The organism is Brevundimonas sp. GCM10030266 (genome assembly GCF_042666595.1).
Taxonomy (GTDB): Bacteria; Pseudomonadota; Alphaproteobacteria; order Caulobacterales; family Caulobacteraceae; genus Brevundimonas.
This window is the reverse complement of the sequence record NZ_JBHTCY010000005.1, coordinates 92785-115587: the sequence shown is the minus strand read 5'-3', so window position 1 is coordinate 115587 and position 22803 is coordinate 92785. Positions and strand designations below refer to the sequence as shown.

Annotated in this window: 23 protein-coding genes; 14 read left to right on the top strand and 9 right to left on the bottom strand. The window is 69.5% G+C overall.

What is annotated here, in order from left to right:
- The gene (gene hutG, locus ACFQQC_RS15345; RefSeq protein WP_376863363.1) at positions 1 to 819 is read right to left on the bottom strand and encodes an N-formylglutamate deformylase; all 819 of its coding nucleotides are present in this window, start codon (positions 817 to 819) and stop codon (positions 1 to 3) included.
- 52 nt (positions 820 to 871) lie between these two features.
- Between hutG and ACFQQC_RS15340 the strand changes: the two genes are divergently transcribed.
- The 3 genes from ACFQQC_RS15340 to hutI are packed head-to-tail and all read left to right on the top strand — an operon-like array spanning position 872 to position 4169.
- Entirely contained in the window at positions 872 to 2260 is a 1389-nt protein-coding gene (locus tag ACFQQC_RS15340; protein WP_376863362.1) for a formimidoylglutamate deiminase, read from the top strand.
- Complete coding sequence (hutC, locus tag ACFQQC_RS15335) at positions 2257 to 2958, top strand: histidine utilization repressor (protein WP_376863361.1); 702 nt, start codon at positions 2257 to 2259, stop codon at positions 2956 to 2958. Before ACFQQC_RS15340 ends, hutC begins: the two co-directional genes overlap by 4 nt.
- On the top strand, positions 2955 to 4169 hold the full coding sequence (hutI, locus tag ACFQQC_RS15330) for an imidazolonepropionase (protein ID WP_376863360.1): 1215 nt from the start codon (positions 2955 to 2957) through the stop codon (positions 4167 to 4169). Before hutC ends, hutI begins: the two co-directional genes overlap by 4 nt.
- Before the next feature lie 137 nt (positions 4170 to 4306).
- Here the strand turns inward: hutI and ACFQQC_RS15325 are convergent, their stop codons facing one another.
- A complete protein-coding gene (locus ACFQQC_RS15325) occupies positions 4307 to 4909 on the bottom strand; it encodes a nitroreductase (protein ID WP_376863359.1) in 603 nt (200 codons plus the stop codon).
- A gap of 45 nt (positions 4910 to 4954) precedes the next feature.
- On the opposite strand from ACFQQC_RS15325, the gene ACFQQC_RS15320 reads away from it, so the two are divergent.
- The 3 genes from ACFQQC_RS15320 (at position 4955) to ACFQQC_RS15310 (ending at position 6902) form a co-directional block, all read left to right on the top strand.
- Positions 4955 to 5605, top strand: a complete 651-nt coding sequence (locus ACFQQC_RS15320; protein WP_376863358.1) for an NUDIX domain-containing protein — start codon at positions 4955 to 4957, stop codon at positions 5603 to 5605.
- 19 nt (positions 5606 to 5624) lie between these two features.
- A complete protein-coding gene (cysE, locus tag ACFQQC_RS15315) occupies positions 5625 to 6446 on the top strand; it encodes a serine O-acetyltransferase (protein WP_376863357.1) in 822 nt (273 codons plus the stop codon).
- 246 nt (positions 6447 to 6692) lie between these two features.
- Entirely contained in the window at positions 6693 to 6902 is a 210-nt protein-coding gene (locus ACFQQC_RS15310; RefSeq protein ID WP_376863356.1) for a DUF3126 family protein, read from the top strand.
- Positions 6903 to 6973: 71 nt separating this feature from the next.
- Here the strand turns inward: ACFQQC_RS15310 and ACFQQC_RS15305 are convergent, their stop codons facing one another.
- Positions 6974 to 7549: a hypothetical protein gene (locus tag ACFQQC_RS15305; protein ID WP_376863355.1), complete on the bottom strand. Its 576-nt coding sequence runs from the start codon at positions 7547 to 7549 to the stop codon at positions 6974 to 6976.
- Between the two features lie 94 nt (positions 7550 to 7643).
- Here ACFQQC_RS15305 and ACFQQC_RS15300 point away from each other — a divergent pair, with 94 nt between their 5' ends.
- From ACFQQC_RS15300 to ACFQQC_RS15275, 6 genes are all read left to right on the top strand, one after another.
- Entirely contained in the window at positions 7644 to 8513 is an 870-nt protein-coding gene (locus tag ACFQQC_RS15300; RefSeq protein ID WP_376863354.1) for a 50S ribosomal protein L11 methyltransferase, read from the top strand.
- 57 nt (positions 8514 to 8570) lie between these two features.
- Positions 8571 to 9047, top strand: a complete 477-nt coding sequence (locus ACFQQC_RS15295) for a hypothetical protein (protein WP_376863353.1) — start codon at positions 8571 to 8573, stop codon at positions 9045 to 9047.
- A 33-nt stretch (positions 9048 to 9080) separates the two neighbouring features.
- Complete coding sequence (locus ACFQQC_RS15290) at positions 9081 to 10892, top strand: aminopeptidase P family protein (RefSeq protein ID WP_376863352.1); 1812 nt, start codon at positions 9081 to 9083, stop codon at positions 10890 to 10892.
- 34 nt (positions 10893 to 10926) lie between these two features.
- Complete coding sequence (locus ACFQQC_RS15285) at positions 10927 to 11181, top strand: type II toxin-antitoxin system VapB family antitoxin (RefSeq protein ID WP_376863351.1); 255 nt, start codon at positions 10927 to 10929, stop codon at positions 11179 to 11181.
- Positions 11178 to 11570 (top strand): type II toxin-antitoxin system VapC family toxin, encoded by a 393-nt coding sequence (locus tag ACFQQC_RS15280; protein ID WP_376863350.1) that lies wholly within the window; start codon positions 11178 to 11180, stop codon positions 11568 to 11570. Before ACFQQC_RS15285 ends, ACFQQC_RS15280 begins: the two co-directional genes overlap by 4 nt.
- Before the next feature lie 75 nt (positions 11571 to 11645).
- Entirely contained in the window at positions 11646 to 12635 is a 990-nt protein-coding gene (locus ACFQQC_RS15275) for an aldo/keto reductase (RefSeq protein WP_376863349.1), read from the top strand.
- Between the two features lie 59 nt (positions 12636 to 12694).
- On the opposite strand, the gene ACFQQC_RS15270 is transcribed toward ACFQQC_RS15275, so the two are convergent.
- Together ACFQQC_RS15270 and ligA are read right to left on the bottom strand one after the other, a co-directional pair.
- On the bottom strand, positions 12695 to 13117 hold the full coding sequence (locus ACFQQC_RS15270) for a DUF2147 domain-containing protein (RefSeq protein WP_376863348.1): 423 nt from the start codon (positions 13115 to 13117) through the stop codon (positions 12695 to 12697).
- A gap of 20 nt (positions 13118 to 13137) precedes the next feature.
- The gene (gene ligA, locus ACFQQC_RS15265; protein ID WP_376863347.1) at positions 13138 to 15459 is read right to left on the bottom strand and encodes an NAD-dependent DNA ligase LigA; all 2322 of its coding nucleotides are present in this window, start codon (positions 15457 to 15459) and stop codon (positions 13138 to 13140) included.
- Between the two features lie 148 nt (positions 15460 to 15607).
- On the opposite strand from ligA, the gene ACFQQC_RS15260 reads away from it, so the two are divergent.
- Both ACFQQC_RS15260 and ACFQQC_RS15255 read left to right on the top strand, forming a co-directional pair.
- The gene (locus ACFQQC_RS15260; RefSeq protein ID WP_376863345.1) at positions 15608 to 16567 is read left to right on the top strand and encodes a M20/M25/M40 family metallo-hydrolase; all 960 of its coding nucleotides are present in this window, start codon (positions 15608 to 15610) and stop codon (positions 16565 to 16567) included.
- An 8-nt stretch (positions 16568 to 16575) separates the two neighbouring features.
- On the top strand, positions 16576 to 17124 hold the full coding sequence (locus tag ACFQQC_RS15255; RefSeq protein WP_376863344.1) for a hypothetical protein: 549 nt from the start codon (positions 16576 to 16578) through the stop codon (positions 17122 to 17124).
- A 6-nt stretch (positions 17125 to 17130) separates the two neighbouring features.
- Here the strand turns inward: ACFQQC_RS15255 and ACFQQC_RS15250 are convergent, their stop codons facing one another.
- The 4 genes from ACFQQC_RS15250 to ACFQQC_RS15235 all read right to left on the bottom strand — a co-directional run bounded on the left by ACFQQC_RS15250 (position 17131) and on the right by ACFQQC_RS15235 (position 22782).
- Entirely contained in the window at positions 17131 to 18639 is a 1509-nt protein-coding gene (locus ACFQQC_RS15250) for a Ppx/GppA family phosphatase (RefSeq protein WP_376863343.1), read from the bottom strand.
- Positions 18639 to 20864 (bottom strand): RNA degradosome polyphosphate kinase, encoded by a 2226-nt coding sequence (locus tag ACFQQC_RS15245; RefSeq protein ID WP_376863342.1) that lies wholly within the window; start codon positions 20862 to 20864, stop codon positions 18639 to 18641. Before ACFQQC_RS15245 ends, ACFQQC_RS15250 begins: the two co-directional genes overlap by 1 nt.
- A gap of 110 nt (positions 20865 to 20974) precedes the next feature.
- On the bottom strand, positions 20975 to 22000 hold the full coding sequence (locus tag ACFQQC_RS15240; RefSeq protein WP_376863340.1) for an RcnB family protein: 1026 nt from the start codon (positions 21998 to 22000) through the stop codon (positions 20975 to 20977).
- A gap of 170 nt (positions 22001 to 22170) precedes the next feature.
- Positions 22171 to 22782 carry an RcnB family protein gene (locus ACFQQC_RS15235; RefSeq protein ID WP_376863339.1) on the bottom strand — a complete coding sequence of 204 codons (612 nt, stop codon included), beginning with the start codon at positions 22780 to 22782 and terminating at the stop codon, positions 22171 to 22173.
- Positions 22783 to 22803 lie beyond the last annotated feature (21 nt).

Here is a 22803-nt window from a genome sequence, read left to right as displayed (position 1 = left end):
TCAGGCTCGCTGGCTGATCGCGAAGTCGCGGGCGGCGGTGAGGACGTCGCGCAGAGTGCGCGTGATCGGGGCAGCGCGGGCCGCGTCGAAAGGCGTGGGCCAGGTCGCGGCGGTCATCTCCGACGGCTCATCGACATAGCCCCGGCAGGCCAGCTCCATCTGGATGGCGTGGGTTCCCTTGGCGGGTTGGCCGTAGTGCCGGGTGGTCCAGCCGCCCTTGAAGCGGCCGTTGACGACGTGACTGTCGCCCGAGGCGATGCAGGCGGCCTCGACGGCGGCGGTCAGGGCCGGATCGCAGGTGACGCCGCCGTTGTCGCCGATGTTGAACTGCGGCAGCTGGCCGTCGAACAGGCGCGGGACGTGCGAGCGGATCGAGTGGGCGTCGTAGAGGACGACCGGGCCCTTGGCCGACAGGCGCTCGATCTGGGCGGTCAGGGCGGCGTGGTAGGGATCGAAGAACTCGGTGCGGCGGGCCTCGATCTCGACCGCGTCAGGCTCCTGACCGGGCTTGTAGAGGGGCTCGCCGTCGAAGGTCTCGGTGGGGCAGAGACCCGTGGTGGTCATGCCCGGATAGAGGGACTGGCCCGAGGGATCGCGGTTCACGTCGATGACGCTGCGCGAAATGGCGGTGCGAACCGTGGTGGCGCCCAGTTCGGTGGCGAAGGCGTAGAGGCGGTCGATCCACCAGTCGGCGTCCTTGCGGGCGCGCCAGGGGTCGACCATGCGGGCCTCGACGGCCGCCGGGATGTCCGTTCCGGTGTGGGGGAAGGCGACGATCAGGGGAGCGTCGCCGGGCGTCACCGTCAGCCAGTCGCTCATGCTCGCCTCCGTCTTGTCAGTGTCTCGATTATGTATAGACATATTCGGGTCGATGGAGAGTTGTCCAGTGCCGGAAACCGCCGCCCACAGCCTGTTCTTCCGCCGCGCCCTGCTGCCGCAGGGCTGGGCCGGGAATGTGAGGATCACTGTCGCGGACGGGGCGGTCTCGGCGGTGGAGACGGACGCCGTGCAGGCGCCGGGCGAGGCCGATCTGGGCGTGGTTCTGCCGGGGCTGTCGAACGTGCACAGCCATGCCTTCCAGCGGGCCATGGCGGGGCTGACCGAGGAGCGCGGACCGAACGAGGGCGACGACTTCTGGTCCTGGCGGGCGCTGATGTACCGCTTCCTCGACCGGGGCGGGCCGGAGGAGATCGAGGCGATCACGGCCCTGGCCTTCGCCGAGATGCTGGAGGGCGGCTTCACCCGCGTCGGCGAGTTCCACTATCTGCACAATGACCCGGACGGGCGGGCCTATGCCGACCGGGGCGAGCTGGCCGGACGGATCGCGGCGGCGGCGGACGCGACCGGAATCGCCCTGACCCTGCTGCCGGTCTTCTACGCCCACGCGGGCTTCGGCGGGACGCCGCCTGCGCACGGACAGCGGCGCTTTATCAATGACATCGACGGCTTTGCGAAGTTGATGGATGAAAGCCGCAGGATCGCCTCGGCGCTGCCGGACGCCGTGGTCGGTGTGGCCCCGCACAGCCTGCGGGCGGTGACGCCGGAGGAGATCGCGGCGGTCGTGCCGATGGCCGGCGACGGGCCGGTGCATATCCATGCGGCGGAGCAGACCAAGGAGGTCGACGACTGTCTGGCCTGGTCGGGGGCGCGGCCGGTGCAGTGGCTGCTGGACAATGTCGGGCTGGACCGGCGCTGGTGCCTGATCCACGCGACCCATCTGACGGCGGACGAGACGACGCGGATGGCGAAGAGCGGCGCGGTCGCGGGCCTGTGCCCGGTGACGGAGGCCAATCTGGGCGACGGCGTCTTCCCGGCGGTGGACTTCTTCGCGCAGGGCGGGGCGTACGGGGTCGGGACCGACTCGAACGTGCTGATCGACGCGGCGGGCGAGTTGCGGGCGCTGGAATACAGCCAGCGGCTGACGCGGCGCGGGCGGGCGGTGCTGGCGGACAAGGAAGCCTCGACCGGCGGGACCCTGTACCGGCGCGCGCTGGCGGGCGGGGCGCAGGCGACGCAGGGGACAACCGGGATCGCGGTCGGGCAGGCGGCGGACTTCGTCTCGCTGGAGACGGACGATCTGGCCTATGCGGGCCGGAGCGATGACGCCCTGCTGGACAGTCTGGTGTTCGCCGGGCCGAAGCGGGCGATCCGCACGGTCTGGCGGCGGGGCCGGGTGGTGGTCGAGAACGGCCGCCATGTGGGCCGGGACGTCCTCGAGGCGCGCTATCGCCGGGCTCTGGACGCCGTGCTGGGCGGATGAGTTCGCTGCATCGCCGGATCGGCGCGGACATCGAACGGCGCATCTTGTCGGGCGAATGGCAGCCCGGCGCGCGGGTGCCGACCGAGGCCGAGCTGCAGGCTGAGTACGGCTGTGCGCGGATGACGGTGTCCAAGGCGCTGACCGACCTGTCGGCGCGGGGGCTGATCGTGCGGCGGCGCCGGGCCGGGTCGGTGGTGGCGCGGCCGCCGGTGCATTCGGCCGTGCTGGACATTCCCGACATCGCCGCCGAGATCGCGGCGCGCGGCATGGCCTATGGCTATGAGCGGCTGGAGCGGTCCGAGCGGGCGGCGACGGACGAGGAGCGCTGGCTGGGCGAGCGGGTGGTGGCGGTGGCCTGCCTGCACCGGGCCGACGGCGCGCCCTTCGCGCTGGAGCGGCGCCTGATCGGGCTGGAGGCGACGCCGGAGGCTGGAGCCGAGAGTTTCGAGACCGTGTCACCGGGCGGCTGGCTGCTGAAACGGGCGCCGTGGACCGAGGCCGAGCACCGGATCGCGGCGGTGGCGGCGGACCGGGAGACGGCCCTGCGGCTGGATCTGGCGGCGGGCGAGGCCTGCCTGAAGCTGGAGCGCCGGACCTGGGCCGACGGCCGGGGCGTGACCTGGGCGTGGCAGACCTTCCCCGGGCAGGCCTATGATCTGGTCGCCCGCTTCTCTCCCGCGCGCCCGGAGGCCCGATGAGCACTCTTCTGCTGACCGATTGCCATGTGGCGACCATGGCCCCCGCTTTCACGGGGGTGGGCGGCGCGGCCTATGGCGCGATCGAGGACGCGGCCATCCTGATCCGCGACGGCAAGATCGACTGGGTCGGGCCGAGGGCGGAGGCGCCGGAAGCGGATGTCGTGGAAGGACTGGGCGGGCGTTGGGTCACGCCGGGGCTGATCGACTGCCATACGCATCTGGTGTTCGGCGGCGACCGGTCGGGCGAGTTCGAACAGCGGCTGGGCGGGGCGACCTATGAGGAGATCGCCCGGGCGGGGGGCGGCATCGTCTCTTCGGTGAAGGCCACGCGGGCGGCGTCGGAGGAAGAACTCTATGCGAGCGCCCTGTCGCGGCTGGAGGGGCTGAAGGCCACCGGCGTGACGACGGTGGAGATCAAGTCGGGCTATGGCCTCGACCGCGACAGCGAACTGGCCATGCTGCGCGTGGCGCGGCGGATCGGACGCGAGGCAGGGGTGCGGGTCCGCACCAGCTATCTGGGCCTGCACGCGGTGCCGCCTGAACTGAAGGCGGATCGCGGCGCCTATGTCGATCTGGCCATCGACGGGATTTTGCCAGAGGCGCATGCGCAGGGGCTGGTCGACATGGTCGACGCCTATTGCGAGCCGATCGCCTTCACGACCGAAGAAGTGTCGCGCCTCTTCGAGAAGGCGAGGACGCTGGGCCTGCCGGTCAAGCTGCATGCGGATCAGCTGTCGGACGGCGGCGGGGCCGCGCTGGCGGCGAAATACAACGCCCTGTCGGCGGACCATGTGGAGCACACGACCGAGCCGGGGGTGAAGGCCATGGCCGAGGCGGGTGTGGTCGCGGTGCTGTTGCCGGGCGCCTTCCTGATGCTGCGTGAGACGACCCTGCCGCCGGTGGCCCTGTTCCGTGAGCACGGGGTTCAGATGGCGGTGGCGACGGACTGCAATCCGGGTACCTCGCCGGTGGCGTCGATGACGGCGGCGCTGAACCTGGCCTGCGTGCAGTTCCGCCTGACGCCGGAGGAGGCGCTGGCCGGGGCGACGCGGGTGGCGGCGAAGGCGCTGGGGCTGACCGATGTGGGGACCATCGCGGTCGGCAAGGCGGCGGACCTCGCGGTCTGGGACATCAGCCGGCCAGCCGAGCTTTGCTACTGGCTGGGCAAGCCCCTGCTGCACGCGCGCTATGTGGCCGGCGAGCGCGCATAGGTAGTTTGTTAACGCGAATCCCGCAACCTTCCCGACATGAAGCGGGATGCGGTCGAGATCGGTCTGGTGGTCGCCCTGGTGGCGACGACGATCCTGTTCGGCCTGGCGACCAGCCTGCAGGCCCTGAGCGTCTTCGCCTAGAGTTTCCACTCGGTGATGGCGGCGACGTCGGGGCGCGGACGCTCCAGCGGCGCCTCGGCCAGGGTTCCGATGTGGATGAAACCCGCGATCAGCTCGCCTTCACGCACCCCGAACAGCTCAACCGCCCCGGCGTCATAGCTGTACCAATCGGTGATCCAGCTGGCCGAATAGCCCAACGCATTGGCGGCGTGCTCCAGGTTCATGCAGACCGCGCCCGCGGACAGGTGCTGCTCCCAGACCGGGACCTTCTGGCTGTCGACCGGGGAGGCGATGACGAGGATGGTCAGGGGCGGGGCGGTCAGCTTGCTGAGAACCTTGCGGGCCTTGTCGGCGCCGGGCTGGGCGTCGGCGAGCGGCAGCAGCTTTTCGGCCAGATCGGCGCGGGCCTGCGGACCCAGCACCACGAAGCGCCAGGGGAAGAGCTTGCCGTGATCGGGGGTGCGGGCGCCGAGCAGGAGGATGCGCTCGATCTCCTCACGCGACGGACCGGGGCCGGTCAGGCTCTGGGCCGGGGCCGAACGACGGCGGGCGAGACGGTCCGCGAAGTCGGCGGAGGCAACAGGGAGGGGCAGGGCGGCGCCCAGATCGGTATCGGTCATGAGGTGTAGCTAGTCGTCCGCGCGCCGGGGCGCCATACCCGGAGCATGACCGACTCCCGTGACGCCTTCGACAAGGACCGCCCGACCCCGTTGTGGGACGATGGAAGCGATCGCCCGCCGCCGTGGCAGGATGCAGGGCACAGCGTCTTCTTCGAGAGCCCATGGATGAAGCTGACCCGGCACGATGCGACGGCGCCGACGGGGCACAAGGCCGACTATATGGTCATGCGGCCGCAGAACATGTCGGTGGGCGTGCTCCCCCTGCATGCGGACGGGACGGTGACGCTGGTGGGTCAGCAGCGGTTCGCCCTGATGAACTGGTCGTGGGAGATGCCCGAAGGCGGCGCGCCCTATGGCGAAGATCCTCTGGAAGGGGCGAAGCGCGAACTGGCCGAGGAGGCCGGTCTGGCCGCGGCGCAATGGACCTTGGCCTATCGGGCCGAGATGTCGAACTCGATCACCGACGAGCGGGCCATGGCCTGGCTGGCGTGGGATTTCACCGAGGTTCCGGTCGCGCCGGACGAGACGGAGATCATCCGCGTGATCCGCGTGCCGTTCGGCGATCTGCTGCGCGAGATCGGGCGCGGGTCGATCCGCGACATGTTTACCCTCGCGACAGTGCTTCGGGCCTACCATATGGCGCGAGAGGGCGAACTGCCGCCCGAACTGGCGGAGGCCATGCTGGCCAGCGTATGATCGCCTGATGGAGCCCGTGATGCCCAAGCTGGAGGTCGTCGCCGCCGAGCCGGACGCCTGGACCCTGTTGCGGTCCGCCGCCGAGGACGCCGCGCGCGCCGAGCCGTCGCTGGCCTCGCTGGTCAATGCGGTGATCCTGTCGCATGCCGACATGGCCTCGGCCCTGAGCTTCCAGATCGCGCGCAAGATGGGCGACGCCGAGCTGGGCGCCATGTCGATCCGCGAAGTCTGCCGCGACGCCTTCGAGGCGGACCCGTCGATCGTGGCGGCCGCCGAAGCCGATCTGCAGGCGGTGTCGGAGCGCGATCCGGCGATCCGCTCGCTGCTGCAGCCCTTCCTCTATTTCAAGGGCTTCCAGGCCTTGCAGGCGCACCGCGTGGCGCACTGGCTGTGGACGCAGGGGCGCGACACCCTGGCCTTCCACCTGCAAAGCCGGATGTCCGAACTGTTCCAGATCGACATCCATCCGGCGGCCCGGATGGGCGCGGGCCTGTTCCTGGACCACGGCACCGGCATCGTCATCGGCGAGACGGCGGTGGTCGGGGATGAGGTCTCCATGCTGCACGGCGTGACCCTGGGTGGCACCGGCGCGGACCGTGGCGACCGTCACCCGAAGATCGGCAAGGGCGTGCTGCTGGGCGCGGGCGCCAAGGTGCTGGGCAACATCACCGTCGGCGATTACGCCAAGGTGGCCTCGGGTTCGGTGGTGCTGAAGCCGGTTCCGGCGGGCTGCACCGTGGCGGGCGTGCCGGCGCGGCTGGTCAACTGCCCGACCGAGGCGACCCCCGCCCGGACGATGGACCATACGCTGGCCGACATCGTGTATGACTTCGTGATCTGAGAGATTGGCGCGCGCTCTTCGTCGCCCGCGCCGCCCCCTCCGTCTCTCCGGCTTCACCGTCGAGCCACCTCCCCACTGCGTGGAGAGGTGAATAGCTGTGCTCACCTCTCCACCGAAGGTGGGGAGGGGGACCGCGCGAAGCGTGGTGGAGGGGGCGGCTCCGGCGCTCGCGAGTGAGACAGGTCTTCCCCTCCCGCGCCCCTTTCTCTAGGGTCCGCGCCAATTCACGGACACCGAGGACACCCCATGAACGCCAACGACATGAAGCGCGTCGAGACGCACCTGAAGCGCACCTTCAACACCGGCGGCATCATCGTGAAGCCGCGCGGCAAGCCGGCGGATTCGGCCGAGGTCTATGTCGGCGACGAGTTCATCGGCGTGGTCTTCGAGGACGAGGATGAGGCGGGCAGCTTCATGTTCGAAATGGCGATCCTGGCGGAAGACCTGCCGGAATAAGCCGCCGAACAGCGGACACGAAAAAGGCCCCGGAGAGCGATCTCCGGGGCCTTCTTCATTTCAGACGGCGTTTACTTGGCGCCGAAGATCGCGTCGAGCAGCTTGCCGAAGAAGCCCTTCTCGGCCGGCTTGGCGGCCGGAGCGGCGGCAGGCGCAGCCGCCGGAGCAGCAGCGGCGGCCGGAGCCGGGGTCGGCGCGGGCGCCGGGGCGGCGACCGGAGCCGGAGCAGCGGCGGGCTTGGGAGCCGCAGCAGCCTTGGGCGCAGCGGCGGCCTTAGGGGCGGCAGCCGGCTTCTTGGCGGCAGCCGCCTTCGGCGCGGCCTTCACGGTCTTGGGAGCCGCAGCAGCCTTGGGCGCAGCGGCGGGCTTGGCGGCAGCCTTGGGAGCCGCAGCCTTCGGAGCTGCCTTGGCGGCAGGCTTGGCGGCGGCCTTGGGCGCAGCGGCCTTGGCCGGAGCCGAGGTCTTCACGGCCGGCTTGGCGGCGGGTTTCTTGGCCGGAGCAGCAGCCTTGGGAGCGGCGGCCTTGGCGGCGGGCTTTGCAGCGGCCGGCTTCGCGGCGCTCGACTTTGCCGCCGGTTTCGGCTTGGAAGCGGCGGTCGCCGCCTTCGGCTTGGCGGCGGTACTCGGTTTAGACGGTGCTTTGGCCATGAATTCCCCGACCCCTCGGATGATGTTGCGTTTGCTGGCGATGGAGAGCACGCCAGCGCGTCCCTCGATTCGCAATCATAGCGGTGTTTGAGAAATGTCCGAGTCCGCTGTTCAGATTATCGCGCGCGGCCCCCGCGCTGTTGCAGAAACCGCAGCCTCGGCGCTGGACGAAAACGTCCTGCTGGAAGGCGCGACCTATTCGATCCTTGAAGAAGACGAGGACAAGGGCGTCTGGCGCATCGACGCCTTCCCGACCACCGAGGAGGAGGCCGAGGGCATCGAGCAGACCCTGTCGGCGCATGACGGCCTGACCGTTATCGTCGAGAAGCTGGCCGACGCCGACTGGCTGGCCATGTCGCTGTCGGGCCTGCCGCCGGTCGAGGCCGGGCGCTTCTTCGTCTACGGCGCCCACGATCAGGGCCGGGTGCCGCTGAACCGGGTGAACCTGAAGATCGACGCGGGCGCCGCCTTCGGCACCGGCCACCACGGAACCACGGTCGGCTGCCTCATGGCCTTTGACGAACTGCTCAAGCGCGAGCGCTTCGAGCGGGTGCTGGATGTCGGCTGCGGCACGGGCGTGCTGGCCATCGCCGCCGCCAAGACCGGATCGAAGGTCGCCGTCGGCACGGACATCGACGCGCCGTCGGTGCGGATCGCCAATGAGAACGCCCACATCAACCAGGCCAATGCCCGCTTCGTCCACGCCTCGGGCCTGAACGACCGCAAGGTGCGTAGCCAGGGGCCGTACGATCTGGTCTTCGCCAACATTCTGGCGCCGCCGCTGGTGGCCCTGTCGCAGGACATCAAGGAGGCCCTGCATATCGGCGGGGTGGCCATCCTGTCAGGCTTGCTGCGGACGCAGGAGCGCCGGGTGACGGCGGCCTACCTCTCGCGCGGCTTCGTACTGGAGCGCCGCATCCACCGCGACGCCTGGAGTGCGCTGGTGCTGAGGCGGATGGGTTAACGACGGAACGGGCGATCCCGTCTGCGTGTTTCGGTCGCATAACCGGAGGATGCAGACGTGACTCACTACGATCCGAACCTCGAACCTGTAAGGCCGGGCGACACTGTCGTTCGGGAGACTGTGGTGACGCGCGGGCCCAATGAGACGGTCGAGACCGTCGTGGTGCGCGAGTCGAACGCCGGCTGGTGGGTGGCGGGCATTCTCGGCGGGCTGGTGCTGATCGCCGTGCTGTGGATCCTGTTCGCACGTGGGCCGGCGCCGGTGACCGATGACGCCCTGCTGGAAGCGCAGGCGGAGGCTGCCGCGGCCCAGGCGGACGCCGATCGCGCCGCCATCGCCGGTCAGGTGGCCGGGGCGCAGGCCAGTGTCGACATCGCCCGGGCCGACGCCGCCCGCTCGTCGGCGGAGGCGGCGCGGGCTGATGCCGAGGCGCGGGCTGCGGAAGCGAGGGCGACCGAACCGGTGGTGATCGAACGGCCGGTTCCCTCCACGCCCGCACCGGCTGTCGTGAGCCCGACGGCGCCTCAGAACTAGAACCGGTCGCCAAGGCGGTGCTATGGCTCCGCCATGCGCCAGACCTATGACGAAACCACCGATCCGTCCTTCGGGGCGAAGCACCTTCCGCGCGTGCGGGCGAAGATGGCCGAGCAGGGCCTGGACGGAATGCTGGTCCCGCACGAGGACGAGCACCAGAACGAATACCTGCCCGCCGCCAATGATCGTCTGGCCTGGGTGAGCGGCTTCACCGGCTCCGCGGGCGCGGGCGTGGTGCTGACGGACCGGGCGGCGGTCTTCGCCGACGGTCGCTACACCGTGCAGGTGCGGGCGCAGGTGGATGCGGCGCAGTTCGAGATCCTGGACCTCGTGGAAGGCGGCGTGCCCGCCTATCTGGAGCGCGCGCCCAAGGGGGCGGTGATCGGCTATGACCCGCGGCTGCATAGCCCGGATGCGCTGGCGGTGCTGAAGAAGGCGGCGGCCAAGGCCGGGGCCGAGCTGAAGCCGGTCGAGGTCAATCCGGTCGATCAGGCCTGGGGCGACGAGCGCCCGGCCCAGCCGATGGCGCCGGTCGTGCCGCATGACGACAAATACGCCGGCGAAAGCAGCGCCTCCAAGCGCGCGCGCATCGGTCAGGCTGTGGCGAAGGCAGGTGCGGACGCCACGGTGCTGACCGCGCCGTCGTCGATCGCCTGGCTGTTCAACATTCGCGGCGGAGACGTGATCCGCACGCCGCTGCCGCTGTCGCAGGCGATTGTGAAGACGGACGGGACGGCGAAGCTGTTCATGGACCCGCGCAAGGTGACCAATGAACTGCCGGGCTGGCTGGGCGACGCGGTGACGCTGGAGGCGCCAGAGGCGCTGGACGGCGCGCTGGATGCGCTGGCGGGCCAGAAGGTGCTGGTCGATCCGGGCCAGTCGTCGGCCTGGTATTTCGACCGTCTCGAGGCGACCGGAGCGACGGTGGTGCGCGGGATGGATCCCTGCACCCTGCCGCGGGCGCAGAAGAATGCAGTCGAGATCGAGGGCTCGCGTCAGGCCCACATCCGCGACGGCGCGGCCCTGAGCCGGTTCCTGCACTGGGTCGATACGACCGCGCAGGACACCCTGCCGGACGAGCGTGAGGTGGCCGAGACGCTGGAGCGGTTCCGCGAGGAGACCGGCGCGCTGAAGGACCTGAGCTTCGACACCATCGCGGGCGCGGGGCCGAACGGGGCCCTGCCGCACTACAAGCCGGTGACGCGCACGATCCGCCGTATCGAGAAGGGCAGCCTGCTGCTGGTGGACGGTGGCGGCCAGTATCTGGACGGGACCACGGACGTGACCCGGACCATGGCCGTGGGTGAGCCGAGCGCCGACCAGCGCCGCATGTTCACCCTGGTGCTGAAGGGCCATATCGCCATGGCCGTGGTGCGTTTCCCGGCCGGGACGACAGGGCATCAGCTGGACGCGATGGCGCGCTATCCGCTGTGGATGCAGGGCTTCGACTATGACCATGGCACCGGCCACGGCGTCGGCAGCTATCTTGGCGTCCACGAGGGGCCGCAGCGGATCGCCAAGGCGGTGAACAGCCAGCCGCTGCTGACCGGAATGATCCTGTCCAACGAGCCCGGCTACTATCGCGAAGGCCACTGGGGCATCCGCATCGAGACCCTGCAGGTGGTCACGGCGCCGGAAGCCATCGCGGGCGGCGAGCGGCCGATGCACGGGTTCGAGCAGCTGACGCTGGCGCCGCTGGACCGCAAGCTGATCGATGTCGATCTGCTGACCGCCGACGAGCGCGCCTATGTGGACGCCTATCACGCCGAGGTCTGGAGCAAGGTCGGGCCGCTGCTGGACGGCGAGGCCAAGGCTTGGCTGGAGACGGCCTGCGCGGCGCTTTAGCAATATCGGCGTTTGTGGTAGAAAGCTTTCTACCATGCTGAACATCAAGAACCCTGAGACCCATCGACTGGCTCGCGAACTTGCTGCGCGGCGTGGTGAGACTCTGACGACCGCCGTCACCGTCGCCTTGCGCGAGCAATTGGCGCGTGAGCCGGCCGAGCCGCACAAGGCGACTGCCGAAGAGGTTATGGCGCTGATCCGGGAAATGCGGGCGCATCTGGAGCCCTTGGGGCCGGACGAGGACCCCACGGCCTTCCTGTACGATCCGGAAACAGGACTTCCGGCGTGATCGTCGACAGTTCCGCTCTGATCGCCATCATCTTCGGCGAGCCGGAGGGCGGAGTGTTGCTGGAGCAGCTGATGTCCGGATCGCCGCGCATGTCCGCGGCGACCTATTTCGAGAGCGGCATGGTCATTGATCGCAAGGCGAAAGACGACTTTGCGGCCAAGGCTTTCGACCGGTTGCTGAATTTGGCGAGAGTGGAAGTCGTGGCCGTGACCCGCGAGCATGCTGATATTGCGCGTGTCGCCTACAGGGAATTCGGCAAGGGCAACCATCCGGCATCGCTGAACTTCGGCGACTGCCTCGCCTACGCCCTGGCCCGGCAGACCGGCGAGCCGCTGTTGTTCAAGGGCGACGACTTTGCGCGGACGGATGTCGTCCCGGCCTTGAAATAAGGCTGAACGGCGCCCATCTCCGAAGGACCGGCGGACGTTCCCGCCGGCTTTCCTCACATTGTCGGAGACGCGCAGATGAAGACGCGCAAGCTGGGTCGTTCGGGCCCTGAGGTTTCGGCCATCGGCCTGGGCTGTATGGGCATGGCGTCCTTCTACGGGACGCCCTCGGATGAGACGCAGGCGACGGCGGTGATCCACCGCGCGCTGGATCTGGGCCTGACCTTCTTCGACACCGCCGAGATGTACGGCCCTTACACCAATGAGGTGCAGGTCGGGACGGCGCTGAAGGACCGGCGTGACAAGGCCTTCGTGGCCACCAAGTTCGGCATCGGCTGGAACGCGGACCGGACGGCGCTGGCCGTGGACGGATCGCCCGCCAATGTGCGCCGCGCCATCGAGGGCAGCCTGCAGCGGCTGGGGATGGACCACGTCGATCTGTACTACCTGCACCGGGTCGATCCGAACACGCCGATCGAGGAGACGGTGGGGGCGATGGGCGAGCTGGTGAAGGAGGGCAAGGTGCGCTTCCTCGGCCTGTCGGAAGCCTCGCCGGAGACCCTGCGTCGCGGCCACGCCGAGCATCCGATCACCGCCCTGCAGACCGAGTATTCGCTGTGGAGCCGGGAGCCCGAGGACGCCCTGTTCGCCACCTGTGAGGAGCTGGGCATCGGCTTCGTGCCCTACAGCCCGCTGGGGCGCGGCTTCCTGTCGGGCGAGATCAAGTCGATCGACGATCTGGAGCCGGGCGACTTCCGCCGCACCAATCCGCGCTTCATGGGCGAGAATTTCCAGAAGAACCTCGACCTCGTCGAGGCCGTGAAGGGCATCGCCGCCGACAAGGGTGTCACCGCCGCCCAGCTGGCCCTGGCCTGGGTACTGGCGCAGGGGGAGCATCTGGTTCCGATCCCCGGCACCCGCCGCATTCCGACGCTGGAGGACAATATCGCGGCGGCGGAGGTGTTGCTGACGCCCGAAGACCTGTCGCGGATCGAGGCGGTCTTCCCGAAGGGCGCGGCGCAGGGCCATCGCTATGCGGAAGCGGCGCGGTCGTCGCTGAACCGCTGAGACAGGCGTTAAGGCAGAACAGGGCCGGGGCGGAGCAATCCGACCCGGCCTTTTTGTTTCTATTGGATGCGCGTCCAGGTCTGGGTGCGGCACAGGGGAGCGACGACGCAGCCGCGCAGGCGAAGGGTGTTGTCGCCCTGCATGGTGATGGTGCCGCGATAGGTACGGCCGTCGGCGGGGTTGTAGACGCTGCCGCCGGTCCATTCGGTCGGGCCGCCGGTGAAGCCGCGCAGCATGGGCAGGTTGCGCAGGGTGCGGGTGCGCAGATTGCGGTCCGAATTGTGCTCGTCCAGCACGCCCGGATTGGCGCGGATGGCGTTCGAGGTCACCAGGGTGCCGCACAGGGCCTGGCCACAGCGGGCGATGCGGACCTGTCCGCCGTTGGTCGAGGTCTGCCACAGGCCGGTCGGATCACCGGCGAAGGCGGGGGCGGCGAGAGCTGCTGCGGCCGTGAAGACAGCGGCGAGGAGGGCGGGACGCATTTGGGAAACTCCAGAAGGACTTAGCTACCGATCAAGGCCAGCCATTCGTCTTCCGTCAAAATCACAACGCCGTGCTTCTGGGCGTCGGCCATCTTGGAACCCGCGCCGGGGCCGGCGACGAGGTAGTCGGTCTTCTTGGATACCGAGCCGGACACCTTGGCCCCGAGGCTTTCGGCGCGGGCCTTGGCCTCGTCGCGGGTGAAGCGTTCGAGGGCGCCGGTGAAGACCACGGTCTTGCCCGCGACAGCGGTGTCGGTCTGGGGGCGTTCGGCGTCCTCGACGGTGTCGAGTTGTTCGATCAGGGCGTCGACGACGGCGCGGTTGTGCGGCTCATGGAAGAACTGGGCCAGGGCGCGGGCGGCGACGGGACCGACGCCGCTGATGCCCGCGATCTCGCCGAGCGTCATCGACGGGCCTTCCTCGCGCGCGATGGCGGCCAGACGGACGATGGCGGGCCAGTCGGGAGCGAGCAGGGCGAGGGCGCGACGGGCGGGGGCGGCGACGCCCGGGAAGGCGAGGGACAGCTTCTGGTCCAGTGGCGCCTCGGGCCAGGGATCGTCGGCGGGCGGCGTGGCGGCGGCGAGGACGGACAGGGTGCGTTCGGAGACGCCGTGTCCTTCGGCCAGCTGGGTCCATTCAGCCGAAGGGATGCCCTGCGAGGCCTCCAGACAGGCGGTGTGGAAGGCGCTCCATGAGCCGAAGTGGCGGGCCAGCAGGATGGACGTCTGCTCGCCGATGTCGCGGATGCCCAAGGCGAAGATCAGCCGGTCCAGCGCGATGACGCGGCGGGCGTTGATGCCCTCGACCAGATTGCGGACGCTGGTCTCGCCATAGCCGTCCTCGGTGCGAAGGCCGGCAAGCTTCTCCTCGTCGCGGGCGAGGCGGAATATGTCGGCGGGCTGGTGCAGCCAGCCGCGCTCATGGAAGGCGATCAGCTGTTTCTCGCCCAGACCCTCGATGTCGAAGGCGCGGCGGCCGACGAAATGCTTGAGCCGTTCGACGAGTTGGGCGTCGCAAATCAGGCCGCCGGTGCAGCGGCGGCGCACCTCGCCCTCGGGCCGCTCGGCCTCGGAGCCGCAGACGGGGCAATGGGTCGGGAAGACGTAGGGGACGGCGTCGGCCGGGCGCTTGTCCAGCACCACGCTGACGATCTGGGGGATGACATCGCCGGCGCGTTGGAGGACGACGGTGTCGCCGATGCGCACGTCCTTGCGGGCGATCTCGTCCTCATTGTGCAGGGTGGCGTTGCGGACCACGACGCCGCCGACGGTGACGGGGTGCAGACGGGCGACGGGGGTCAGGGAGCCGGTCCGGCCGACCTGGATGTCGATGCCTTCGAGCACCGTCTGCGCCTGCTGGGCCGGGAATTTGTGGGCGATGGCCCAGCGGGGCGTGCGGGCGATGAAGCCGAGGCGTTCCTGCCAGTCCAGCCGGTCGACCTTGTAGACCACGCCGTCGATGTCATAGCCGAGGCCCGCGCGGTCGGTCTGGAGACCGTCGTAGAGGGCGATCAGCCCGGCGGCGTCCTCGACCCGGGCCGAGCGCGGATTGACCTTGAAGCCCCACGAGCGGAGCGCGTCGAGCGCGTGGCTCTGGGTGTCGGCGAAGTCGGCGGACTTCTCCCCCCAGGCGTAGGCGAAGAAGCGCAGGGGCCGTTTGGCGGTGATCGTCGGGTCCTTCTGGCGCAGGGACCCGGCGGCGAAATTGCGCGGGTTGGCGTAGGTGCGCTGGCCGGCTTCCTCGGCGGCGGTGTTGAAGGCGTCAAACTCGTCGTTGGGGGCGTAGACCTCGCCGCGCACCTCGATGACGTCGGGCCAGCCGGAGCCGCTGAGGGTCTGGGGGATGTCGGCGATGGTGCGCAGGTTGGCGGTGACGTCCTCGCCGGTCTTGCCGTCGCCGCGGGTGGCGCCGCGCACCAGCTGGCCCTTCTCATAGCGCAGGCTGGCGCTGAGGCCGTCGATCTTCGGCTCGGCGACGAAGGCGATGTGCTCGTCGGCGGGCAGTTTGAGGAAGCGCCGGATACGGGCCTCGAAGTCCGTCACCTCTTCCGCCGAGAAGGCGTTGTCCAGCGACAGCATGGGCACGCCGTGGCGGACCTCGGCGAACTGGCTGGAGACCGGGCCGCCGACGACCTGCGAGGGGGACGAGGCCGTGGTCAGGTCGGGGAAGCGGTCCTCGATGTCCAGCGCGCGACGCTTGAGGGCGTCGTAGTCGGCGTCGCTGATCTCCGGCGCGTCCTCGGCGTGATAGAGGGCGTCGTGGCGGGCCAGTTCGGCGGTCAGGCGCGCCAGCTCGGCCCCTGCGGCGGCGAGATCCAGCTGATCTACGGGGGTGTCGGTCATCGGGATTCGCTCGGCCATGAAGACGGTCTGCCCAAGTCCGTCGTCGCCCGCAACGCCCACGGGCCGTCCCGGTTCAGGCCAGATGACAGCGCTGTAATCTGACGGGGCCGCCAAGGCCTGCTAGCGTGTTGGCGAAAGAGGAGATTCCATGCGCTCGATCCGCCTGCTGGCCCTGTCGTCCGTCACCGCGAGCCTGCTGCTCGCCGCCTGCGCCACCACCTCGGAGCCCGCGGCGCCGCCGGTGGCCGTGGCTCCGGCCTTCCAGGCGCAGCTGCTGGAGGATGTGCGCATCCTGTCGTCTGACGAGATGGCCGGTCGCGATACCGGCTCGCCGGGCGGGGAGATGGCCCGCAACTATATCGTCGGCCGTCTGGAAGCGCTCGGCATCGCCGCGCCGGCCATGGGCCGCCTGCAACCGTGGGAGGCGACCGGTCGCGGTCGCGCGGGGCCGACGACCTACAATGGCGTCAACATCATCGGCATGCTGCGGGGCACGCGGGTGACGGACAAGTACATCGTGGTCACCGCCCACTACGACCACGTCGGAACCCACGAAGGCCAGATCTACAACGGCGCCGACGACAACGCCTCGGGCGTGGCGACCATGCTGGCGCTGGCGGCGGACCTGAAACGCCAGGCCCCGGAGCACAACGTGATCTTCGTCGCGCTGGACGGCGAGGAGCATGGCCTGCTGGGCGCCAAGCATTTCGTCGAGGTGCCGCCGGTGCCGCTGAGCTCGATCGCCATGAACCTGAATTTCGACATGACCGCGCGGGCCGAGACCGACGGCAAGCTGTGGGTCACCGGCACCTATCAGCATCCGAACTTCCGCCCGATCCTTGAGGCCATTCCGGCGGACGGCGCGGTCGCGCTGGCCTTTGGCAAGGACACGCCGCAGGACACCGGCGCCGACAACTGGGTCGAGGCGTCCGATCACGGCGCCTTCCATCGGGCCCAGGTGCCGTTCCTGTATTTCGGCGTGAACTACCATCCCGACTATCACCGCCCGTCGGATGATTTCGAGCGCATCACTCCCTCGGTGTTCACCAGCGCGACCGCCCTGTCGATCGCCGGGTTCCGGGCGCTGGATCAGGCCCTGAACCGCTGAGGACCGCCATGCGCAAGTGGAGCCCCCTGATCGTGGTCGCGCTCGCCGGACTGGCGGTCGCATCCTGTGACAGCGGACGCGAGCCGGCGGCGCCGGCCGCGCCGGTCTTCACCAACAGCGCCTCGGGCGACCTGTCGGGCTATTATCTGCCGATTGACGAGACCCGGGTCGGCAAATGGGCGCTGGACCATGCGTTCGTCGGTCAGGCGGCCGAGTTCCAGTCCTGGCAGGGCGGGGAGCGCGCGACGACCTTCGCGCCGCTGATGCTGCAGTTCGAGGACACGACCAGTCCGATGACCCAGACGGAGATGGGGGAGGCGCGCAGCGTCACCGCCCGTGTCCTGCCGACGCTGTATGTCGTCAATGACAGTGAGGTGAGGTTCGAGGGGCGCTCGCCGGAACTGGGGCGGGTGATGTTCAGCGGGCGTCTGGATCAGGGCGCCCTGGCCACGGCGCGCCGGAACCTCGGTGACGAGGGCGCTGTGCTGACCGGCTCGCTGAAGGTCGGGGACGCCCCGGCGCAGGTCGTCCGCATGCGCTGGTGGATGGGCGACTGAGGCGGCTCAGTCGCGGCCGTCGATCACCAGCTTGAGCCCCATGGCCTCGGCCAGGGCCTTGCCGCGACGGCGGGTCTGTTCGCCCAGCAAGACGTCCGCATAACCCTCTGACGCCGTCAGCAGCAGGGCCCCGTCCTTCACCGTCGCGCGGGCGTTGACCAGCAGTTGGGGCGAGCGGCCGGACAGGTCGCAGGCCAGCCGGATGGCCAGGCCGACCGCGCGGGCGCTTTGACGCTGTTCCTCGCTGAGCAGGCGCTCGACGGTTGAGGGCTCGGGCGTGGCGGACGGGCCGCCGTAACGGGCGTTGACGGCGCAGGCCAGCCAGGCGCGCTCGGCATGGGTCTGGCCAGGAACGGGCGCGCGCAGCACCTGATCGAAGGCCAGCTCGACCCGGTGATCCGGATGCAGCCGGGCGCCCAGGTCAGCCAGTCGGGACGCCGCGTCGGCCAGCAGCGCGTCACGCTCGGGAGTGAAGGCGGGCTTCACAGCGCTGAGCAGGGGCGCGATCCAGGCGTTCAGGGCGCCGGGCAGGGTGGGGGAGATGCCCTGACGCGCGCCCAGCGCCGAGGAGCCCGCCAGCAGGGGATCGTCGGACGCGGTCGCGGCGTCGAGCGCTTCGTAAAGCAGGCCTTCGCGTACGCCCCAGGCGGACAGGACGATGGACTTCAGGCCGAGCTTGTCAATCAGCCCCTCCAGCACGAGGGCGGCGTGGGGCAGGGTCTCGGCGCGTTTTCTGGACAGGCCGGGCCATTTCTCCAGCGAGGCCTTCGACTGGCGGGCGATGAACCGGGCCGTCTCACGCGCCTCGGCGGCGGTCAGCCGGTACTGGTGGACGATATGCAGCGGGTAACCGCTGACATCCATGTGCACCTGGGCCAGCGTCCGCCACGCGCCGCCCACGGCGTAGAGGGTGTCCGCGCTGAAGTCCGCGGCGGGCTTCAGTCGCTTGGCGATGGCGGCGCGATGCCGGTCCGCATCGAAGCCTTTCGGATCGACCAGGGCGAACGGCCCCAGCGGCAGGGTGATGCCGCGCTCGACCTTGCCGGCGCCGAGACGGATCAGCTCCAGGCTGGAGCCGCCCAGGTCGGCGGCTACGCCATGGGCGTCCGGAATGCCCGCCATGACGCCGAAGGCCGCGTAGCGGGCCTCTTCCTCGCCGGAGAGGACGCGGATCTTCAGCCCGGTCTCGGCGGCGACGGTGTCGCAGAAGGACTGGCCGTCCGTCGCCTCGCGCACGGCGGCGGTGGCGGCGACGAAGGTGTGGGCGGGCTTCACCCCGTCGATGACGGCGGCGAACCGCTTCAGGGCGGTCAGGGCCTGAGCGGCGCCTTCGACCGACAGCTTGCCAGTGGCGGCGAGATCGCGGCCCAGACCGGCCAGCACCTTTTCGTTGAAGACGGTCCAGATCGCCCGGCCTTCCAGCCGGTAGAGGACCAGACGCACCGAGTTGGAGCCGATGTCGATGGCGGCGACGTCGCGGGGTTCGCCGATGGCCGAGAACAGGGCCTCGGGCATCAGCGCTTCTTCCGCTCCGGACGGTCGTAGCTGAGGTGGGCGGGCAGGGTCTTCACCTTGCGGCCGCGGCCCGAGAGGCTGGGGTTGGTCATGAAGTATTTGTGCGCCGAGAAGGGCCGTTCGGGATCGACCGGCGAGACGCGGATATAGGAACCGTCCGGGGTCAGCGTCCAGCTCTGGGCGTCATCCTTCAGGTTGGCGACCATGATCTGGTCCAGCACCTGGTCATGGACGGTGGCGTTCAGCACCGGCGTCATCAGCTCGACCCGGCGGTCCAGATTACGCGGCATCCAGTCGGCGGACGAGATGAACAGCTTCGCCTTGTCGTTCGGCAGGTCGCGGCCGTTGGCGAAGGCGACGATGCGGCTGTGCTCCAGGAAGCGGCCGACGATCGACTTGACCCGGATATTCTCGCTGAGGCCCTCGACGCCGGGGCGCAGACAGCAGACGCCGCGGATGACCAGCTCGATCCGCACGCCCCACTGGCTGGCGCGATACAGGGCGTCGATGATCTCCGGATCGACCAGGGCGTTCATCTTGGCCCAGATGGCCGCGGGCTTGCCCATGGCCGCCGCCGACATCTCCTTGGAGATCAGGTCGATCAGCGTCTTCTTCATGTTGAGCGGAGAGACGACCAGCGCCTCCAGCTCATCCGGCTGGGCGTAGCCGGTGATGTAGTTGAACACCCGCGAGGCGTCGCGGGCCAGACGCGGGTCAGAGCTGAACAGCGACAGGTCGGTGTAAACCTTGGCCGTGACCGGGTGATAGTTGCCGGTGCCGAAGTGGCAGTAGGTCTTCAGCCCGTCGCCCTCGCGGCGGACGACGACGCTGACCTTAGCGTGGGTCTTCCACTCCACGAAGCCGAAGACGACGTGGACCCCGGCGCGCTCCATGGCGCGAGCCCATTTCAGGTTCGCCTCCTCGTCGAAGCGGGCCTTCAGCTCGATCAGGGCGGTGACGTTCTTGCCGTTCTCGGCCGCCTCGATAAGGGCGGCGACGATGGGGCTGTCCTTGGAGGTCCGATACAGGGTCTGCTTGATCGCCAGCACGTTCGGATCGCGCGCAGCCTGACGCAGGAACTGGACCACCACGTCGAAGCTCTCGAACGGGTGGTGGATCAGCATGTCCTTCTCGCGGACCGCAGCGAAGATGTCGCCGCCGTTGTCGCGGACCCGCTCGGGGTAGCGGGGCTCATAGCCCTTGAACTTGAGGTCCGGATGGCCGCCCGGGATCAGTTCGGACAACTGCGCCAGCCCCAGCATGCCGTCGACCAGCACCGTGTCCTGCGGCGCGGCGTTGAGTTCATCGGTGATGAAGGTGCGCAGGTCGTCCGGCATGTCCGCCTGGATCTTGATGCGCACGACCGAGCCGAGGCGACGCTGCTTCAGCGCCTCCTCGAACTCCATGACCAGATCCTCGGCCTCTTCCTCGATCTCGATGTCCGAGTCCCGGATCAGGCGGAAGACGCCGCGCTCGAGCACGTCGCAGCCGGGGAAGAGATGGTCGATGAAGAGCATCAGCAGGCTCTCCAGCGTCACGAAGCGCTGGCGGCCCGGGGTGGAGCGGCCGTCGGTGGCCAGCGGCCAGAACCGCTTCACCTGCGTCGGCACCGGCACCAGGGCGTAGAGGGTGCGGCGGTCGGACTGGCGGCGCAGTTTCAGCGCCAGCGAGAAGCCGAGGTTGGGCAGGAAGGGGAAGGGGTGGGCCGGGTCGATCGCCATCGGCGTCAGCACGGCGAACAGCTGGTTCAGGAACTCGGGCTCCAGGCGCTCGCGCTCGGTCTTGGTGATGCGCGAGGCATCGACGACCTCGATGCCGGCGACCGACATTTCCCGCCGCAGCTTGCGCCAGCGGCGCTGCTGCTCGGTCATCAGGACGCCGGCGGCCGCGTTGACCTGCTCCAGCGCCTCGGCGGGCGTGAGGCCGTCCGGCGAAACGACGCGCACCCGTTCGCGCACCTGGCCCTTCAGGCCCGCCACGCGGGTCATGAAGAACTCGTCCAGATTGTTGGCGGAGATGGAGAGGAAGCGCAGGCGCTCCAGCAGCGGGTGGGCCGGATTGGCGGCCTCTTCCAGCACGCGACCGTTGAACGCCAGCCACGAGGTTTCGCGGTTGAAGAACCGCGTCGGCGACGCCATCAGCTCCTCGGAGAGATGAAGCTGGGGGGCGCGGGAGGACGGAACCTCTTCGCCGGTGGTGGTGTCGCGGATCGCCGTATCGCTCATGCCATGGTTCTGACGCGGCGGGCGGTTCGCTGCAACCGCTGACAGATGACAGTTTGCCGCGCGAAAACGCCGGCGACCCGAAGGCCGCCGGCGCCGCGAGGCTCAGGCCCTTACCAGGCCCAGGCGTCGTAGATCACATCGATGATGTACCCGTCGTACTCGTCGATCAGGTAGATGTGGTTGTCGACCAGCACCCAGCGCGTGCCTTCCGGCGGGAAGCCGAGGCCATAGGTGCGCCAGTCGTTCAGCTGGTAGCGCCAGAAGACCGACGGCAGGTAGCCGCCGACGTACCAGCGCTGGTTCCAGTAGGTCCGGGGGACGCTGTAGTAGCCGTACCCCGGGGCGAAATAGAAGCCGATGCGAACACCGGAGTAGCCGCGCCAGCGCCGGTCGTTGCGCCACCAGTCGCGACCGTGGTTCCGATGCCAGTCGCGACGCCACTGGTCGCCGTTGAAGCGGCGGCGGAAGTCCTCGCGGTCCCGGTCGCGATCCCGGCCCCGGTTCCAGCCGCCGTTGGGCCGGTCACGGTCGCGGTCACGATCCCATCCACCGTTCGGACGATCCCGGTCCCGATCCCTGTCCCATCCGCCGTTGGGGCGATCAGGACGGTCGGGGCGGTTCGGCGTGTCCGGGCGACCGGGACGATCCGGGCGGTCGGGACGGCTGGGCGTATCAGGGCGGTCCGGGCGTCCGGGCTGCCCCGGACGATCGGGACGCTGGGGACGGTCGGGCCTGTCCGGACGATCAGGACGCTGAGGCCGGTCAGGTCTGTCAGGCCGAGGCTGTTCAGGCCGGTCGGGGCGCTGCGGACGGTCGGGTTGATCCGGGCGCGGACGATCGGGTCGGTCGGGGCGCGGCTGCTGCGGCCGATCCGGGCGGTCGGGCCTGTCAGGGCGCGGGCTTTCCGGGCGCGGGCGCTCGGGACGAGGGCCTTCCGGACGGGGGCGCTCCGGACGGGGGCGTTCCGGCCGCGGCGACGGGGCCGGGTCCGCCCGGGACGGCCGACTGTCTTCCGAGCCGTTCTGGCGGGCGGCGCCCCGGCGGCCGGGGCCGTCCTGGGCTGCGGCGACGACCGGAGCCACCAGCGGCGCCATCAGGGCCGTGATGGTCACGGCGACCATAAGTGAGCGTTTCATTCTCGTGTTTTATCTCCGCACGCCCCTGTCAGGCGGCTTGGTCTTAACGTCGCGCTTCCTTGCTGAACGGTGACTGAACGAACAGCGTCGTCACGTTAAGCTTCGGTCATGAAAAACGCCCCGTGGCCGGAGCCGCGGGGCGTCGTTCAGAGGCGGCGATGCGCCTGGATCTAGTAGACGTCGTTCAGCACGCTGGCGATCAGGCCGCTGGCGACCGCGATCAGCAGGATGTCGCTGCCGGCGTGGACATAACGATAGCCACGCGGGGCCGGGCGAAGGCCGTAGAAATACGGGTCGCTGACGTAGTAGCCGCGATAGGCCGGCGGCAGGTAGCCGCCCCGCTGCCAGCGGTAGCCGTAATAGCGGGGCTCGACCCGGTAATAGCCGTGCCCCGGCGCATACCAGTAGCCGCTGCGGGCGCCGCGATAGTCGCGGAAGTCGCTGCGGCCGCGCCACCAGTCGCGATTGTTGCGGTCCCATCGCCGGTCGTTGCGGTAGTCGCGTCGGTCGTCCCGGCGCTCATCGCGGAAGTCGCGACGGTCATCGCGGCGGTCCTGGCGGTAGTCGCGGCGGTTGTCGTACTGGCCCTGACGCCAGTCCCGGCGATCATCGCGGCGCTCGCGACGGAAGTCCTGTCGGTCGTCACGGCGATCCTGCCGATAGTCCCGGCGGTCGTCCCGACGTTCCTGCCGGTCGCCACGGTTCTGGGCCTGGGCGGCCAGCGGGACGGCGGTGGTGGCCAGAGCCAGCCCGATGACCGCGGCCTTGGTGATGCGCTTCATTCTCGGTCTCCGTGTCGGACC

What these genes read in the sequence shown, in the direction of transcription:
- hutG (WP_376863363.1), bottom strand. Translation starts at nt 819, where the DNA reads ATGAGCGACTGGCTGACGGTGACGCCCGGCGACGCTCCCCTGATCGTC.
- ACFQQC_RS15340 (WP_376863362.1), top strand. Translation starts at nt 872, where the DNA reads ATGGAGAGTTGTCCAGTGCCGGAAACCGCCGCCCACAGCCTGTTCTTC.
- hutC (WP_376863361.1), top strand. Translation starts at nt 2,257, where the DNA reads ATGAGTTCGCTGCATCGCCGGATCGGCGCGGACATCGAACGGCGCATC.
- hutI (WP_376863360.1), top strand. Translation starts at nt 2,955, where the DNA reads ATGAGCACTCTTCTGCTGACCGATTGCCATGTGGCGACCATGGCCCCC.
- ACFQQC_RS15325 (WP_376863359.1), bottom strand. Translation starts at nt 4,909, where the DNA reads ATGACCGATACCGATCTGGGCGCCGCCCTGCCCCTCCCTGTTGCCTCC.
- ACFQQC_RS15320 (WP_376863358.1), top strand. Translation starts at nt 4,955, where the DNA reads ATGACCGACTCCCGTGACGCCTTCGACAAGGACCGCCCGACCCCGTTG.
- cysE (WP_376863357.1), top strand. Translation starts at nt 5,625, where the DNA reads ATGCCCAAGCTGGAGGTCGTCGCCGCCGAGCCGGACGCCTGGACCCTG.
- ACFQQC_RS15310 (WP_376863356.1), top strand. Translation starts at nt 6,693, where the DNA reads ATGAACGCCAACGACATGAAGCGCGTCGAGACGCACCTGAAGCGCACC.
- ACFQQC_RS15305 (WP_376863355.1), bottom strand. Translation starts at nt 7,549, where the DNA reads ATGGCCAAAGCACCGTCTAAACCGAGTACCGCCGCCAAGCCGAAGGCG.
- ACFQQC_RS15300 (WP_376863354.1), top strand. Translation starts at nt 7,644, where the DNA reads ATGTCCGAGTCCGCTGTTCAGATTATCGCGCGCGGCCCCCGCGCTGTT.
- ACFQQC_RS15290 (WP_376863352.1), top strand. Translation starts at nt 9,081, where the DNA reads ATGCGCCAGACCTATGACGAAACCACCGATCCGTCCTTCGGGGCGAAG.
- ACFQQC_RS15285 (WP_376863351.1), top strand. Translation starts at nt 10,927, where the DNA reads ATGCTGAACATCAAGAACCCTGAGACCCATCGACTGGCTCGCGAACTT.
- ACFQQC_RS15275 (WP_376863349.1), top strand. Translation starts at nt 11,646, where the DNA reads ATGAAGACGCGCAAGCTGGGTCGTTCGGGCCCTGAGGTTTCGGCCATC.
- ACFQQC_RS15270 (WP_376863348.1), bottom strand. Translation starts at nt 13,117, where the DNA reads ATGCGTCCCGCCCTCCTCGCCGCTGTCTTCACGGCCGCAGCAGCTCTC.
- ligA (WP_376863347.1), bottom strand. Translation starts at nt 15,459, where the DNA reads ATGACCGACACCCCCGTAGATCAGCTGGATCTCGCCGCCGCAGGGGCC.
- ACFQQC_RS15260 (WP_376863345.1), top strand. Translation starts at nt 15,608, where the DNA reads ATGCGCTCGATCCGCCTGCTGGCCCTGTCGTCCGTCACCGCGAGCCTG.
- ACFQQC_RS15255 (WP_376863344.1), top strand. Translation starts at nt 16,576, where the DNA reads ATGCGCAAGTGGAGCCCCCTGATCGTGGTCGCGCTCGCCGGACTGGCG.
- ACFQQC_RS15250 (WP_376863343.1), bottom strand. Translation starts at nt 18,639, where the DNA reads ATGCCCGAGGCCCTGTTCTCGGCCATCGGCGAACCCCGCGACGTCGCC.
- ACFQQC_RS15245 (WP_376863342.1), bottom strand. Translation starts at nt 20,864, where the DNA reads ATGAGCGATACGGCGATCCGCGACACCACCACCGGCGAAGAGGTTCCG.
- ACFQQC_RS15240 (WP_376863340.1), bottom strand. Translation starts at nt 22,000, where the DNA reads ATGAAACGCTCACTTATGGTCGCCGTGACCATCACGGCCCTGATGGCG.
- ACFQQC_RS15235 (WP_376863339.1), bottom strand. Translation starts at nt 22,782, where the DNA reads ATGAAGCGCATCACCAAGGCCGCGGTCATCGGGCTGGCTCTGGCCACC.